The 13,387-nt window shown below is 64.8% G+C and carries 15 protein-coding genes; 2 read left to right on the forward strand and 13 right to left on the reverse strand.

Going from position 1 to position 13,387, the window contains the following annotated elements; all coding sequences use genetic code 11:
* The first annotated feature begins 49 nt into the window (after nucleotides 1-49).
* Complete coding sequence (locus tag LPB260_RS15475) at nucleotides 50-751, forward strand: hypothetical protein (RefSeq protein ID WP_208706706.1); 702 nt, start codon at nucleotides 50-52, stop codon at nucleotides 749-751.
* 32 nt (nucleotides 752-783) lie between these two features.
* On the opposite strand, the gene LPB260_RS15480 is transcribed toward LPB260_RS15475, so the two are convergent.
* From LPB260_RS15480 to ccoN, 11 genes are all read right to left on the reverse strand, one after another.
* The gene (locus LPB260_RS15480; protein ID WP_208706707.1) at nucleotides 784-1,332 is read right to left on the reverse strand and encodes an adenine phosphoribosyltransferase; all 549 of its coding nucleotides are present in this window, start codon (nucleotides 1,330-1,332) and stop codon (nucleotides 784-786) included.
* Nucleotides 1,333-1,386: 54 nt separating this feature from the next.
* Nucleotides 1,387-2,121: a fumarate/nitrate reduction transcriptional regulator Fnr gene (gene fnr, locus LPB260_RS15485; RefSeq protein WP_208706708.1), complete on the reverse strand. Its 735-nt coding sequence runs from the start codon at nucleotides 2,119-2,121 to the stop codon at nucleotides 1,387-1,389.
* Between the two features lie 217 nt (nucleotides 2,122-2,338).
* Nucleotides 2,339-3,022 (reverse strand): sulfite exporter TauE/SafE family protein, encoded by a 684-nt coding sequence (locus LPB260_RS15490; protein ID WP_208706709.1) that lies wholly within the window; start codon nucleotides 3,020-3,022, stop codon nucleotides 2,339-2,341.
* Complete coding sequence (gene ccoS / locus LPB260_RS15495) at nucleotides 3,015-3,239, reverse strand: cbb3-type cytochrome oxidase assembly protein CcoS (RefSeq protein WP_208706710.1); 225 nt, start codon at nucleotides 3,237-3,239, stop codon at nucleotides 3,015-3,017. The genes LPB260_RS15490 and ccoS overlap by 8 nt, the downstream gene beginning before the upstream one ends.
* A gap of 12 nt (nucleotides 3,240-3,251) precedes the next feature.
* Nucleotides 3,252-5,660, reverse strand: coding sequence for a heavy metal translocating P-type ATPase (locus tag LPB260_RS15500; protein WP_208706711.1), 2,409 nt, complete (start codon nucleotides 5,658-5,660; stop codon nucleotides 3,252-3,254).
* 21 nt (nucleotides 5,661-5,681) lie between these two features.
* On the reverse strand, nucleotides 5,682-6,188 hold the full coding sequence (locus tag LPB260_RS15505) for a FixH family protein (protein WP_208706712.1): 507 nt from the start codon (nucleotides 6,186-6,188) through the stop codon (nucleotides 5,682-5,684).
* 18 nt (nucleotides 6,189-6,206) lie between these two features.
* Nucleotides 6,207-7,619, reverse strand: coding sequence for a cytochrome c oxidase accessory protein CcoG (gene ccoG, locus LPB260_RS15510; protein ID WP_208706713.1), 1,413 nt, complete (start codon nucleotides 7,617-7,619; stop codon nucleotides 6,207-6,209).
* Between the two features lie 146 nt (nucleotides 7,620-7,765).
* The gene (ccoP, locus tag LPB260_RS15515) at nucleotides 7,766-8,752 is read right to left on the reverse strand and encodes a cytochrome-c oxidase, cbb3-type subunit III (protein WP_208706714.1); all 987 of its coding nucleotides are present in this window, start codon (nucleotides 8,750-8,752) and stop codon (nucleotides 7,766-7,768) included.
* Nucleotides 8,749-8,949, reverse strand: a complete 201-nt coding sequence (locus LPB260_RS15520) for a cbb3-type cytochrome c oxidase subunit 3 (protein ID WP_208706715.1) — start codon at nucleotides 8,947-8,949, stop codon at nucleotides 8,749-8,751. The genes ccoP and LPB260_RS15520 overlap by 4 nt, the downstream gene beginning before the upstream one ends.
* Nucleotides 8,950-8,955: 6 nt before the next feature.
* Entirely contained in the window at nucleotides 8,956-9,564 is a 609-nt protein-coding gene (gene ccoO, locus LPB260_RS15525; protein ID WP_208706716.1) for a cytochrome-c oxidase, cbb3-type subunit II, read from the reverse strand.
* Nucleotides 9,564-11,006, reverse strand: coding sequence for a cytochrome-c oxidase, cbb3-type subunit I (ccoN, locus tag LPB260_RS15530; RefSeq protein WP_208706717.1), 1,443 nt, complete (start codon nucleotides 11,004-11,006; stop codon nucleotides 9,564-9,566). Before ccoN ends, ccoO begins: the two co-directional genes overlap by 1 nt.
* Before the next feature lie 553 nt (nucleotides 11,007-11,559).
* On the opposite strand from ccoN, the gene LPB260_RS15535 reads away from it, so the two are divergent.
* Complete coding sequence (locus LPB260_RS15535; RefSeq protein WP_208706718.1) at nucleotides 11,560-12,240, forward strand: alpha/beta family hydrolase; 681 nt, start codon at nucleotides 11,560-11,562, stop codon at nucleotides 12,238-12,240.
* Between the two features lie 44 nt (nucleotides 12,241-12,284).
* On the opposite strand, the gene LPB260_RS15540 is transcribed toward LPB260_RS15535, so the two are convergent.
* Nucleotides 12,285-12,728: an N-acetyltransferase gene (locus tag LPB260_RS15540; protein WP_208706719.1), complete on the reverse strand. Its 444-nt coding sequence runs from the start codon at nucleotides 12,726-12,728 to the stop codon at nucleotides 12,285-12,287.
* 39 nt (nucleotides 12,729-12,767) lie between these two features.
* Nucleotides 12,768-13,310 carry a DinB family protein gene (locus tag LPB260_RS15545; RefSeq protein ID WP_208706720.1) on the reverse strand — a complete coding sequence of 181 codons (543 nt, stop codon included), beginning with the start codon at nucleotides 13,308-13,310 and terminating at the stop codon, nucleotides 12,768-12,770.
* Nucleotides 13,311-13,387: the final 77 nt, after the last annotated feature.

Here is a 13,387-nt window from a genome sequence, read left to right on the forward strand (position 1 = left end):
CGGAAGACCACCATACCTTTTTCATGCTCCCCGACGATCAGGTTAGACCATGGATTTAGAGGCCGCGGATGACTCCGTCATCCACTACCAGTTCCGCTTCGCCGACGGCCGTACCTGGTCGCACCAGGTTGTCCTGCGGCCAGATGACAGTCAGGCCCAGGTCGAGCAGGCGCCTGCATGGACCAAGCTGGAATTCCATCAGTGCAGACATTGCCCGCTGCGCCCCGAGGAGACGCCACACTGTCCATTCGCGCTGGCGTTGGTCGCTCCGGTAGAGCTGCTGGCCCAGTCGCCGTCCTATGAGCGGGTCGAGGTCGAAGTGCACTGGCGCGGCCGGGAAATTCGCCAGCGCACCAGCCTGCAGCGTGCCTTGGGATCGCTGCTCGGGGCCTTGGGGGCGACCTCCGGATGCCCGCATACGCGCATCCTCAAGGCGATGGCCTGGTTCCATCAGCCGTTCAGTGGCACGGACGAAACGCTTTATCGCGTGTTTGGTACCTACCTGCTCGGTCAGTACCTGCGGCAGCAGCGTGGATTGAGCGCGGATTGGTCGATGAGCCAGTTGCGTGAGGTCTATCGCAAGCTACGCCAGGTCAATCTGGGTATGACCGAACGGCTGCGCGCTGCCGCAGTCGAGGACTCGGGGCCCAACGGGATGATCCTGTTGGACCTGTTGGCGGCCGACACCCTGTATTCGCTGGACCAGTATGATGGCGAGCTGGATCGCTTCTTCTCGGCCTATTTCGAGTAACCCTGAAGGGCCCGCAACAGGCCCCATGGGCCTCAGCGCTCGTTCAGGGCGAACGCGGTCAGGGTGAAGGTCGGGATGCCGATATCCTGCAGCTTCTGCGAGCCGCCCAGCTCCGGCAAGTCGATGATCGCGGCCGCCTCATGGATCCTGGCGCCCATCCTGCGCACCAGTTGCGCGGCGGCCAGCAGGGTGCCACCGGTGGCGATCAGGTCGTCGAATATCAGGATGTTGTCGCCCTCGCACAGGCTGTCGGCCTGCACCTCGAGAAAGGCCTCGCCGTACTCGGTCTTGTAGGCTTCGCGCAGCACTTCGCCCGGCAGTTTGCCGTGCTTGCGGAACAGGATCAGCGGTTTGTTGAGCTCATAGGCGATGATCGAACCGATCAGGAAACCACGGGCATCCATGGCGGCGATATGGCTGAACTCGGCTTCGACATAGCGCTGGATGAAGCTGTCGGCGACCATGCGCAAGGCGCGTGGCGACTGGAACAGCGGGGTGATGTCGCGAAACGTCACCCCCGGTTTTGGAAAGTCGGCAACGGGGCGGATCAGGGTCTTGATGCTGAACTCGTCGAAGATCATCGTGGCACTCCTGTGGCGTTGTATGGCGGCCTGACTTGAAGTGTAAATGAACACTCAGCCGTCGAGATTACCGCCGGCAAGAGCACACAGTTCGATGGGGTCGAGAATATGCACTTCCTTGCCGTCGGCTTCGAGCAGCTTATTGCGCTGGAAGCGAGTGAATACCCGCGACACGGTCTCCACCGCCAGACCCAGGTAGTTGCCAATCTCGTTGCGCGACATGGCTAGGCGGAACTGCTGGGCGGAAAAACCGCGGGCGCGAAAGCGCGCTGACAGATTGACCAGGAAAGAGGCGATGCGCTCGTCAGCGGTCTTCTTCGACAGCAGGAGCATCATCTGCTGATCTTCGCGAATCTCCCGGCTCATCACCCTCATCAACTGGCGCCTGAGTTGGGGCAGTTGTGCGGCCAGTTCATCGAGGCGTTCGAAGGGGATCTCGCAGACCGAGGTGGTTTCCAGTGCCTGGGCGGAAACCGGGAAGCTTCCGGTGTCCATGCCGGACAGGCCGACCAGCTCACTGGGCAGGTGAAAGCCGGTTATCTGCTCTTCGCCGCTATTGCTCAGGCTGAAGGTCTTGAGGGCGCCGGAGCGTACGGCGAACACCGAGTCGAAGGCATCGCCCTGGCGGAACAGGAACTCGCCCTTCTTCAGAGGTCGCCCGCGCTTAACGATCTCATCCAGTGCGTCGAGGTCTTCCAGGTCCAGTGACAGAGGCAGGCAGAGGGGCGCCAGACTGCAGTCCTTGCAGTGGGCCTGATGAGCTGCACGGGGTGTGGCACATTGCGACATCGAGGTGGTCCCTGATTAAACACATACTCTATGTGAGGGTAACGCAGCGGGCGGCGATTCAGCCAGCAGTGGCGTGTTCTGGCCTGCCAGTTGAGGGGGTGGTGTGCCGCGCCTCTAAAGGAGCATAGACAGGCGCCGGCGATTCCCAGGACCTTGCCGATACTGAAGGGGAGCCGCTATCCAAGCGCTGTTGTGGTGCGCAGGGCAGCGATTCGATTCAGTGCCCCATCAGCCAGTGCTGGTGCGGGCCGGGCAGGGTCCACAGGCCGAAGAGGATCACCAGCACGCCGCCGGTGGTGCGCACACCCTGTTTGCGCAGCAGGGCAGTGAGGCGCTCCGCTGCCATGCCGGTGGCCAGCAGCACCGGCAGGGTGCCGAGGCCGAAGGTCAGCATCAGCGCCGCGCTGTCCAGGGCGTTGCCCTGGCTCGAGGCCCACAGCAGGGTGCTGTAGACCAGGCCGCAGGGCAGCCAGCCCCACAGCGACCCCAGCACCACGGCCTTGGCCGTGCTGTCGACCGGCATGAAGCGTCGGGTCAGCGGCTGGATATGCCGCCACAGGCCCCGGCCCACGGCTTCGATACGGGTCAATCCGCTCCACCAGCCCGCCAGGTACAGGCCCATGGCGATCAGCAGCAGCGCCGCCAGCACGCGCAGGGCGATGGCTGCCGGGCTGCTGGCCAGGGCCCAGCCGGCCAGGCCGAGCAGCAGGCCGGCGACGCCATAGCTGAGAATTCGTCCGAGGTTGTAGCTCAGCAGCAGGCGAAATCGCTGCGCCCGCCGCTCCGGCGGAATGGCCAGGGTCAATGCGCCCATCAGGCCGCCGCACATGCCCAGGCAATGACCGCCGCCGAGCAGACCGAGGATCAGGGCCGAGAGCAGCAGGGGCACCAGTTCAAGCATCGGGTTTGTCTACCGGGTCCTGCTTGGCCTCCGGCGCTTGTTCGCCTGCCTCCTGCACACCGGCCTGGTGCTTCGGGTCCTCGTCGTCGAACAGGATGCTGTGTGCCGGGCCGTCGAGGTCGTCGTACTGGCCGCTGTCGACCGCCCAGAAGAACAGCCAGATGGCGAACGCCACCAGCAGCAGGGCGACGGGGATGAGGATGTACAGCGCGGACATGAGAACTCCAGCCTACGGATTGGGCATGCGGGTGAGGCGCAGGGCGTTGAGCACCACCAGCAGCGAGCTCAGCGACATGCCGAGGGCCGCCCAGATCGGGGTGATCCAGCCTACGGCGGCGAACGGCAGCACCAGGCCATTGTACAGGCTGGCCCAGGCCAGGTTCTCGATGATGATCCGGCGGGTGCGCCGGGCCAGGGCGAAGGCCTGGACCAGGCTGGTCAGGCGATTGGACAACAGCACGGCGTCGGCGCTGGTCTTGGCCAGGTCGGTGGCGCTGCCCATGGCGATGCTGATGTCGGCGCCGGCCAGTACCGGCACGTCGTTGACGCCGTCGCCGAGCATCAGCACGCGGCGACCCTGCTGATGCAACTGCTTCAGCTCGGCCAGCTTGGCGTCCGGCGTCAGGCCGCCTCTGGCCTGTTCGATGCCCAGCTGCCGCGCCACTTCGCCGACCATTGGCGAGCTGTCGCCGGACAGCAGCAGCACCTGCCAGCCTTGGGCGCGGCAGGCTGCGATGAGTGCCGGCGAGTCGTCGCGCAGGCGGTCGTCGAGTACCAGCCAGGCCAGTGGACCCTGTTCGTCGCCGAGCAGCAGCCATTGCCCATGTCGGCCAGGAATGGCCGGCGCGTTCTGGCCGCTCAGGGCGCTGACGAAGTCCGGCTGGCCGATGCGCAGCTGGCGCCCGCCAACCCAGCCCTGCAGGCCCTGGCCGGGAACGCTGTCGACCCGTTCGGCAGCCTGCGGGGCGCGGCCGAAGGCGCGGGCGATGGGGTGTTCTGAGCGGTTTTCCAGGGCGGCCGCCAGGGCCAGGCAGGCGTCGCTGTCCAGCGTGCCGAGCGGATGGATGGCGCTGAGCGTCAGGCGGCCTTCGGTGAGGGTGCCGGTCTTGTCGAAGATCACCGTGTCGATCTGCTTCAGGCCTTCGAGCACGTGGCCACGGGTGAGCAGCAGGCCGAGCCTGTGCAGGCTGCCGGTGGCCGTGGTCAGTGCGGTCGGGGTGGCCAGGGCCAGGGCGCAGGGGCAGGTGGCGACCAGCAGGGCCAGCACCACCCAGAAGGCGCGCGACGGGTCGATCTGCCACCAGGCCAAACCAACGACAGCGGCGACGACCAGGACGATCAGCAGGAACCACTGCGCCACCCGATCGGCGACCTCTGCCAGGCGCGGCTTCTCGCTCTGGGCGCGCTCCAGCAGGCGGACGATGGCCGACAGCCGGGTGGCGTCGCCGAGCGCCTCGACCTCGACGGTCAGCGGCCCCTCGACATTGAGGGTGCCGGCGGTGACGCTGTCGCCCTCGCGTCGTGGTTGCGGCAGGTACTCGCCGGTCAGCAGCGACTCGTCGACGCTGGACTGGCCGCTGATGATGGTGCCATCGGCCGGCAGCAGGGCGCCGGGCGGTACCAGAACCCGCTCGCCGGTGCGCAGCTCGCTGAGCAGGATGCGCTGGCCGTGGCCCTCGGCGTCCAGGCGCAGGCAGGAGGCCGGCAGCAGGTTGACCAGCTGCGCGGTGGCCGCCGCCGTGCGCTCGCGGGCGCGCCGCTCCAGGTAGCGGCCGGCCAGCAGGAACAGGGCGAACATGCCCACCGCATCGAAGTAAAGCTCGCCCTGGCCGGTCACCGTCGACCAGATGCCGGCGACATAGGCGCCGCCAATGGCCAGGGATACCGAGACATCCATGGTCAGGTGGCGGGTGCGCAGGTCGCGCAGGGCGCCGCGGAAAAACTGGCCGCAGCAATAGAAGACGATCGGCGTGGTGAGGAACAGGCTGACCCAGCGCAGGATCTTGTCCAGTTCCGGGCTCAGGTCGATGTTGAACTCCGGCCAGGTGGCCATGGTGGCCATCATCACCTGAATCCACAGCAACCCGGCGACACCCAGTTGACGCATGGCCCGGCGGTTGTCGCGGGTCAGCTGCGCGGTGGCCGCGTCGGCCTGCCAGGGATGCCCGGCATAGCCGATCTTGCGCAGCTCCTTGAGCAGCGCACTGAGCGGCAGCTGGCTGTCGGCCCAGCGCACCTGCAGGCGCTGATTGGACAGATTGAGGTGCGCCTCGGCGACCGCGGGCAGGGCGCGCAGGTGCTTTTCGATCAGCCAGCCGCAGGCCGCGCAGCTGATGCCTTCGATCAGCAGGCAGGTTTCGCTGAGTTCGCCTTGATGCTCGACGAAGGGCGCCTGCACCTCGGCGCGGTCGTACAGCGCCAGCTCATCCGGCAGGGCCTGGGGCAGCGCCTGGGGATTGGCGGCCGTCTCGCTGCGGTGCTTGTAGTAGTGCTCCAGGCCGCCGGCGACTATGGCCTCGGCCACCGCCTGGCAGCCGGGGCAGCACAGCTCACGGGCTTCGCCCAGTACCTGGGCATGGAAGCGACTGCCTGCCGGTACCGGCAGGCCACAGTGGAAGCAGGGGATCGGGTTCGCCATCGAAGAGGGACGGGCCTGTTATTAGCGTGCGTCGCCGAGACGAATGGTCTTGCCGCTTTCCAGGGTCTCTTCCTCGAACAGGCGCCACTCCCGGCCCCCCTCCTGACCGATCAGCTCGACGAAGCGTCGGCCCTGCACCACGTCCTGCATCTGCCCGGTGTACAGGCCTTGGCCTCGCGGCTGCAGGACGATGCGGCGGTCGCGCTCGGGTTGCGTCGGCGAGATCAGGTTGAGCACCAGTTGCGCGGGGCCGCTGTTGCCCTGCAGTTGCAGCGAGGCGACGCCTGCGTCCTCGTCGATTTCGAGGTGGGCGCTCAGCTGCAGGCGCTGGGCGAACTGCTCGCGCTCCAGGGACTGATTGATGCCTTTGCCGACGTCGTAGTAATCGTCGGAAATAAGGCCCGGGGGATTCTGCGTGGCGATGGTCAGCAGGGCGAACCCCTGGATCACCGAGTAGCCCAGCAGGGCGAGGATGAACCAGGGCCAGAAATGCTTGTACCAGGGTTTGGCCGGGGTTTGTTCGGGCATGGGTGGTTTGCTCATGGGTCAGCGGACGCTCGGGCCGATGAAGCGGCTGTCGGCGTCATTGTGAATGCTTGGCTCGTCGGCGGACTGGATGCGGAAGCGGATCTCGTTGGCGCTGGACGGCAGTTTCTCCGGTTCGATCGACAGCTCGATCGGCAGCGACAGCACTTCCCCGGCCAGCGCCTTGACCTCGCGCTTGCCTTCGTAGACCAGGCCGTCGAGACCATCGGCTTCGATCAGGTAGGTCATGTCGTGTTGGGATTTGTTCATGATCTTCAGGGTGTAGACGTTCTCGATGCGCCCGGCCTCGTTCTCGCGGTACAGCACGCGATCCTTGATCACGTCCAGCTCCACCAGCGGGCGGCTGGACACGGCCCAGGCGAACAGGCCAATCATCGCCAGCAGGGCGACGGCGTAGCCGATCAGGCGCGGTCGGGCCAGCTGGGTCTGCTGGCCGGACAGGTTATGTTCGGTGGTGTAGCTGATCAGCCCCTTGGGGTAGTTCATCTTGTCCATGATGCTGTCGCAGGCGTCGATGCAGGCGGCGCAGCCGATGCATTCGATCTGCAGGCCGTCGCGGATGTCGATGCCGGTGGGGCAGACCTGCACGCACATCTTGCAGTCGATGCAGTCGCCGAGGCCCTCGGCCCTGTAGTCGGCGTCCTTCTTGCGCGGGCCGCGGTGTTCGCCACGGCGTGGGTCGTAGGAGACGATCAGGGTGTCCTGGTCGAACATCACGCTCTGGAAGCGCGCATAGGGGCACATGTAGATGCACACCTGCTCGCGCAGCCAGCCGGCGTTGCCATAGGTGGCGAGGGTGAAGAAACCGACCCAGAACACCGCCCAGCCGCCGGCCTGCAGGGTCAGCAGTTCGGGAATCAGCTCGCGGATCGGCGAGAAGTAGCCGACAAAGGTCAGCGCGGTGGCCAGCGATACTGCGACCCAGATGCCATGCTTGGCGGCCTTGCGCAGGAGCTTCTGGCCGCTCATGGGCGCCTTGTCCAGCTTCATGCGTTGGTTGCGATCACCTTCGGTGATCTTTTCCGCCCACATGAACACCCAGGTGAACACGCTCTGCGGGCAGGTGTAGCCACACCAGACCCGGCCGGCGAACACGGTGATGAAGAACAGGCCGAAGGCGGCGATGATCAGCAGCGCCGAGAGCAGAATGAAGTCCTGCGGCCAGTAGGTGGCGCCGAAGATATGGAACTTGCGCGCCGGCAGGTCCCACCAGACGGCTTGGCGGCCGTCCCAGCTGAGCCAGACGGTGCCGAAATAGAGGATGAACAGCAGGGCGCCACCGAGCATGCGCAGATTGCGGAAGAGGCCGGTGAAGGCGCGGGTGTAGATTTTCTCGCGACTGGCGTACAGATCGACGGATTCGACCTTGGCCGGGGTAGGGGTGACGTCTTTGAGCGGGATCTGTGAACTCATCGGTTGCTACCACAGCGGTGGATTGGCTGCCCCGGGCGGCTGACGCCAGCTGGGGTCATTTCACTCATACGCCATGGTACGCCTGACAAGGCCCTGTTTGGGTGCGACGGGGCGTCGCGCTCAAACAGGGCTTGCAGGGATCGGCTTTACTCCTGCGCAGGCTTCTGCGACAGGCTGTACACATAGGCCGCCAGCAGGTGGACCTTGTCGTTGCCGAGGAAGTCCTTCTGGGCTGGCATGCGGCCATTGCGGCCGTAACGCAGGGTCTGCTGCACCTGGGCGAAGCTGGAGCCGTAGAGCCAGGTCTTGTCGGTCAGGTTCGGCGCGCCCATGGCCTGCTGGCCCTTGCCCTCGGCGCCGTGGCAAACCGCGCAGCTGGCAGCAAAGATTTCCTTGCCGGCAACCGGGTCGGCCTCTATGCCTTCAGGGGTCTTCAGGCCGGACAGGCTGCGTACATACGCCGTGACGTGCTTGATGCCTTCCTCGCCGAGGCTGTCCTTCCACGCGGGCATCGCCGCCTGGCGACCTTCCATGATGGTGGTCTTGATGGTTTCCGGCTCACCGCCGTACAGCCAGTCGCTGTCGGTCAGGTTGGGGAAACCGTAGGCACCCTTGGCGTCAGAACCGTGGCAGACCGAGCAGTTGGAGGCGAACAGGCGGCCACCCATCTTCAGGGCCTGCTCATCCTGGGCGACCTGTTCGATCGGCATGGCCGCGTACTTGGCGAAGATCGGCCCGTACTGGGCGTCGGCCTTGGCCATTTCCTTCTCCCACTGGTGCACGCCAGTCCAGCCGCCGTTGCGCTCGCCGTCGGCGATCTGCACGTTGGCGGCGAACGGGGTCTTGGCCTCGTTGTCGAGGTAGTCGTAACCCGGCAGCAGGCCCTTCCAGTTGCCCAGGCCCGGGTAGAGCACCAGATAGCCGACGGCGAAGATGATGGTGGCCACGAACAGCATGAACCACCACTTGGGCATCGGGTTGTCGAACTCCTCGACGCCGTCGAACACATGGCCGACGGTTTGATCGGTGGATTCCTTGCGCTGGCCCTTGCGGGTGCCGAAGATCAGCAAGGTCATGGCCAAGATGGTGCCGAGTACGAGAATTGTTACGTACCAATTCCAGAACGTGGTCATTGGTTATTGCTCCTGGAAGATTGCTCGTCACGTTCGTCGGGTTTCGGGTCGTCGGCAAAGGGCAGGTTGGCGGCTTCGTCGAAACTCGACTTGCGCTTGCTGCTGTAAGCCCAGAGCACCACGCCGATGAAGGCGATGAACACCACTGCTGTGCCTATGCCGCGGATGGTCCCGATGTCCGTGAGAAAAGAGGGCATCGTGAGTTACCGCTTGCTGCTGATCGAAGTGCCGAGAACCTGCAGGTACGCGATCAGCGCGTCCATCTCGGTCTTGCCCTTCACCGCGTCCTTGGCACCGGCGATGTCTTCGTCGGTGTAGGGGATGCCGAAGCCACGCATGACTTCCATCTTCTTGGCGGTGTCCTTGCCATCGAGCTTGTGCTCGACCAGCCAGGGGTAGGACGGCATCTTCGACTCAGGCACGACGTTGCGCGGGTTGTACAGGTGCGCGCGGTGCCATTCGTCGGAGTAGCGGCCGCCGACTCGGGCAAGGTCCGGGCCGGTACGCTTGGAGCCCCACAGGAAGGGGTGGTCCCAGACGCTCTCACCGGCCACCGAGTAGTGGCCGTAGCGCTCGGTCTCGGCGCGGAACGGACGGATCATCTGCGAGTGGCAGCCGACGCAGCCGTTGGAGATGTACACATCGCGACCTTCCAGCTGCAGCGCGGTGTAGGGCTTGAGGCCCTCGACCGGCTCGTTGGTGACGTCCTGGAAAAACAGCGGGACGATCTGGGTCAGGCCACCGATGCTGACGGCGATGACCATCAGCAGCGCCATCAGACCGATATTCTTCTCGATGATTTCGTGTTTCATCAGTGAGCTACTCCGGCGGGAATCTGCGCGGCCGCTTCGTATTCAGCCGGCTTGGCGGCACGCACGGTGCGGTAGGTGTTGTAGGCCATCAACAGCATGCCGGTGACGAAGAAGGCGCCGCCGATCATGCGAACCACGTAGCCATCGTGGCTGGCAACCACGGACTCGACGAAGGAATAGGTGAGGGTGCCGTCTTCGTTGACCGCACGCCACATCAGGCCCTGGGTGATGCCGTTGACCCACATCGAGGCGATGTACAGCACGGTGCCGATGGTGGCCAGCCAGAAGTGCGCGTTGATCAGGGCGACGCTGTGCATCTGTTCGCGACCGAAGACCTTCGGGATCAGGTGATACAGCGAGCCGATGGAGATCATCGCCACCCAGCCGAGGGCGCCGGCGTGTACGTGGCCGATGGTCCAGTCGGTGTAGTGGGACAGCGCGTTGACGGTCTTGATCGCCATCATCGGGCCTTCGAAGGTGGACATGCCGTAGAACGCCAGGGACACCACCAAAAAGCGCAGGATCGGGTCGGTGCGCAGCTTATGCCAGGCGCCGGACAGGCTCATCATGCCGTTGATCATGCCGCCCCAGCTCGGGGCCAGGAGGATGATCGACATGGCCATGCCGAGGGACTGCGCCCAGTCCGGCAGGGCGGTGTAGTGCAGGTGGTGCGGGCCGGCCCAGATGTACAGGGTGATCAGCGCCCAGAAGTGCACGATGGACAGGCGATAGGAGTAGATCGGACGCTCGGCCTGCTTCGGCACGAAGTAGTACATCATTCCCAGGAAGCCGGTGGTCAGGAAGAAACCAACGGCGTTGTGGCCGTACCACCACTGGATCATCGCGTCGGTCGCACCCGAGTACATCGAGTAGGACTTGAACAGGCTGACCGGCATTTCCATGCTGTTGACGATGTGCAGCATGGCGGTCACCAGGATGAACGCGCCGAAGAACCAGTTGCCGACGTAGATGTGCTTGGTCTTGCGCTTGATGATGGTGCCGAAGAACACCGCCACGTAGCACAGCCATACCACACCCAGGAGGATGTCGATCGGCCACTCCAGCTCAGCGTATTCCTTGGAGCTGGTGTAACCCATGGGCAGGGTGATGACCGCCAGCACGATCACCGCTTGCCAGCCCCAGAAGGTGAATGCGGCCAGACCGTCCGAGACCAGGCGCACTTGGCAGGTACGCTGCACCACGTAGTAGGACGTGGCGAACAGGGCGCAACCGCCGAAGGCGAAGATCACCGCGTTGGTGTGCAGGGGACGCAGACGGCCGAAGCTCGTCCATTCCATGCCCAGGTTGAGTTCCGGCCACACGAGTTGTGCGGCAATGAACACGCCTAGACCCATGCCGATGACCCCCCAGATCACCGTCATAACGGCGAACTGGCGGACCACCTTGTAGTTATAAGCAGTCTGACTGATTGCTGTGCTCATGCTGGGGTTCCACGGTTAATGGAGTTTTTAGGGGACAAAAATCGGCGGCAAGTATGGAGAAAGCAGGTAGCCATTGCAACGACGCAAACCTTTGAGAAATGGGCATTTCGGGCTTTCTGGCGGCATTCGGATGCCGTCTGCCGGTGCCTTGCTTGGGCTTTGAGCGCCTGTCAAGGCAAGGCGCTTGGAAGGGGGTCGCCTAGGCCCATGGCTGCTGGCGACCGGTGCAAGGTTAGTTCAGGGTGGCGCCTTGGCGAGCCCATCTGACGCGCGGTGCGACACAGCGTCGCATTGGCGGTTTTGTCGCGCTGCGGCCGCCGGCACGGGGCGATTCGAGCCTGCGCTGGGTCGCTGTGCTGTCGCGCCAACTATTCGCCGGTGACGCGGGCCGACCGAAGCGGGCGCGGCGGGCATAATGGTCGGCAGATCGGCGATCCGAAGGTGATTGCTGCAATAAATCGTGGCGCTCATGGCTGGGCGTTCATTCACTCTTGGGACATTACGCCGGACCGCAGCTGAGGCTCGGACCGGCGGATAGCGAAGCGAGGCAAGCATGGGCATTGGGCAGGGAACGGGTATTGACGCGGATCAACTGGCTGGGCAAATGGATCGACAGCAGTGGCTGTGGAACCGGCCGGCCGGGCCGAGCAGGGCGACCCTGATTCTCGCCCATGGCGCCGGTGCGCCGATGGACAGTGCCTTCATGGCGACTATGGCCGAGCTGCTGGCGCAACGGGGTGTCGCGGTGCTGCGCTTCGAGTTCGCCTACATGGCGGCGCGCCGGGTCGATGGCAAGCGGCGACCGCCCAATCCCCAGGCCAAGCTGCTGGAACAGTGGCGGGCGGTATACGCCGAGGTGCGGCAACAGCTCGCGGGTCCCTTGGCGATCGGCGGCAAGTCCATGGGCGGGCGCATGGCCAGCCTGTTGGCCGACGAACTCGGCGCCGACGCCCTGGTATGCCTGGGCTATCCCTTCCATGCCATCGGCAAGGCCGACAAGCCGCGGGTCGCCCATCTCGCCGAGCTGCGGACGCCGACCCTGATCGTCCAGGGCGAGCGCGACCCAATGGGTGACGCGCCAACCGTGGCCGGCTATCGATTGGCCGATGCGATCGGCGTCCACTGGCTGGAGTCGGCCGATCACGACCTCAAGCCGCTGAAGCGCTCGGGCTTCAGTCATGAGCAGCATCTACAGGCGGCGGCGGACGCGGTGGCGAAGTTTCTGCTGCCTTGAGGCCTGCAGCGGCTCGCCCCTGGCCGGGATGCAGACGCAGAGGGTCAAGGCGTAGGCGAGGCCAACGGGCGTTCCATCTTGAGCAGATGGCCGTCGCTGCCGACGACGGTGAAACCCAGTCGTTCGTACAAGGTTCTTGCCGGGTTATCCATGAACACCTTCAAACGGACCGTGCACAGCGCGCGAGCACGCGCGATCGCCAGCACCTGTGCCAGGGTCCAGGTGCCGATACCTCTGCCCGTGGACTGCGCGGCTAGCTGGATATCGCGAATGTACAGGTGCGGGCCGTCGCGACTCAGGCTCAGAAAGCCGATGCTCTGGTCCGCCTCGACAATCAGGTAGCTCTCCAGCGTTGGCCAGGATTGGAGGAACCCCGGCTGACTCCACTGAAGGGCGTAACGCCGGTAGTAGCCCTGCATATTGAAGCTTGCCAGGCGCTCGGCGTTTTCGGCGTCCTGGGGGCTAGCCGGCGATAGCCGAAGATTCATCAAGGCACCATGGGACAGGTTGCACAAGGCGCTGAGCCGCTAGGCCTCGGCTTCGTCGGGTATCAGGGCCAGAAGGTCGGTAACCCCGACGTCGAGCCCAGCCTGGAACAGCAGGGTCGTCGCCTGGCCGCGATGATGGGTCTGATGGTTGAAGAAATGCAGCAGCAAGCTGGAGAGCCGTCGCTGCGCCGGTTGTCCCTTCATGTTCTGGTAGCTCAGCACATGGTCCAGGTCGCGCTCCTGCAGGGACGAGACCCACTGGCAGATCAGCGCGTCCAGCCATTGGCGATGCGCACAGAGCTGGTCGAAGTCGTTGAACAGCAGTTGCTCGAGGGAGGCGGGCCGCGGCAGCTCGCAGGCAGGTTGTAGGCTGCGCGCTGATTCGGGATGGCAGGCGAAGCGTTGCAACCAGACCGTGTCGGCCACGACGAGGTGATTCAGCGTGCCCAGAATGGAGCGGAAGAACGCGCCTCTGTCCTGCGCCAACGCCTCGGGCGAGAGTTTCTCGGCAGCTGCATAGAGTTGGCCATTCATCCACTGGTTGTAACGGGCGAGCAGATCGAAGTGCTGTTGCAGGCTCATTGGCGTCCATTCCTCTCGGTGCGCGGATCAGTCAGCCTCCTGGCCGGTCATGCCCGGCGTGCAGGCAGCGGCTCAGT

The sequence above is a fragment of the Pseudomonas sp. LPB0260 genome (genome assembly GCF_013388395.1).

Coding starts and splice junctions, on each gene's coding strand:
- LPB260_RS15475 (WP_208706706.1), top strand. CDS start 50: ATGGATTTAGAGGCCGCGGATGACTCCGTCATCCACTACCAGTTCCGC.
- LPB260_RS15480 (WP_208706707.1), bottom strand. CDS start 1,332: ATGATCTTCGACGAGTTCAGCATCAAGACCCTGATCCGCCCCGTTGCC.
- fnr (WP_208706708.1), bottom strand. CDS start 2,121: ATGTCGCAATGTGCCACACCCCGTGCAGCTCATCAGGCCCACTGCAAG.
- LPB260_RS15490 (WP_208706709.1), bottom strand. CDS start 3,022: ATGCTTGAACTGGTGCCCCTGCTGCTCTCGGCCCTGATCCTCGGTCTG.
- ccoS (WP_208706710.1), bottom strand. CDS start 3,239: ATGTCCGCGCTGTACATCCTCATCCCCGTCGCCCTGCTGCTGGTGGCG.
- LPB260_RS15500 (WP_208706711.1), bottom strand. CDS start 5,660: ATGGCGAACCCGATCCCCTGCTTCCACTGTGGCCTGCCGGTACCGGCA.
- LPB260_RS15505 (WP_208706712.1), bottom strand. CDS start 6,188: ATGCCCGAACAAACCCCGGCCAAACCCTGGTACAAGCATTTCTGGCCC.
- ccoG (WP_208706713.1), bottom strand. CDS start 7,619: ATGAGTTCACAGATCCCGCTCAAAGACGTCACCCCTACCCCGGCCAAG.
- ccoP (WP_208706714.1), bottom strand. CDS start 8,752: ATGACCACGTTCTGGAATTGGTACGTAACAATTCTCGTACTCGGCACC.
- LPB260_RS15520 (WP_208706715.1), bottom strand. CDS start 8,949: ATGCCCTCTTTTCTCACGGACATCGGGACCATCCGCGGCATAGGCACA.
- ccoO (WP_208706716.1), bottom strand. CDS start 9,564: ATGAAACACGAAATCATCGAGAAGAATATCGGTCTGATGGCGCTGCTG.
- ccoN (WP_208706717.1), bottom strand. CDS start 11,006: ATGAGCACAGCAATCAGTCAGACTGCTTATAACTACAAGGTGGTCCGC.
- LPB260_RS15535 (WP_208706718.1), top strand. CDS start 11,560: ATGGGCATTGGGCAGGGAACGGGTATTGACGCGGATCAACTGGCTGGG.
- LPB260_RS15540 (WP_208706719.1), bottom strand. CDS start 12,728: ATGAATCTTCGGCTATCGCCGGCTAGCCCCCAGGACGCCGAAAACGCC.
- LPB260_RS15545 (WP_208706720.1), bottom strand. CDS start 13,310: ATGAGCCTGCAACAGCACTTCGATCTGCTCGCCCGTTACAACCAGTGG.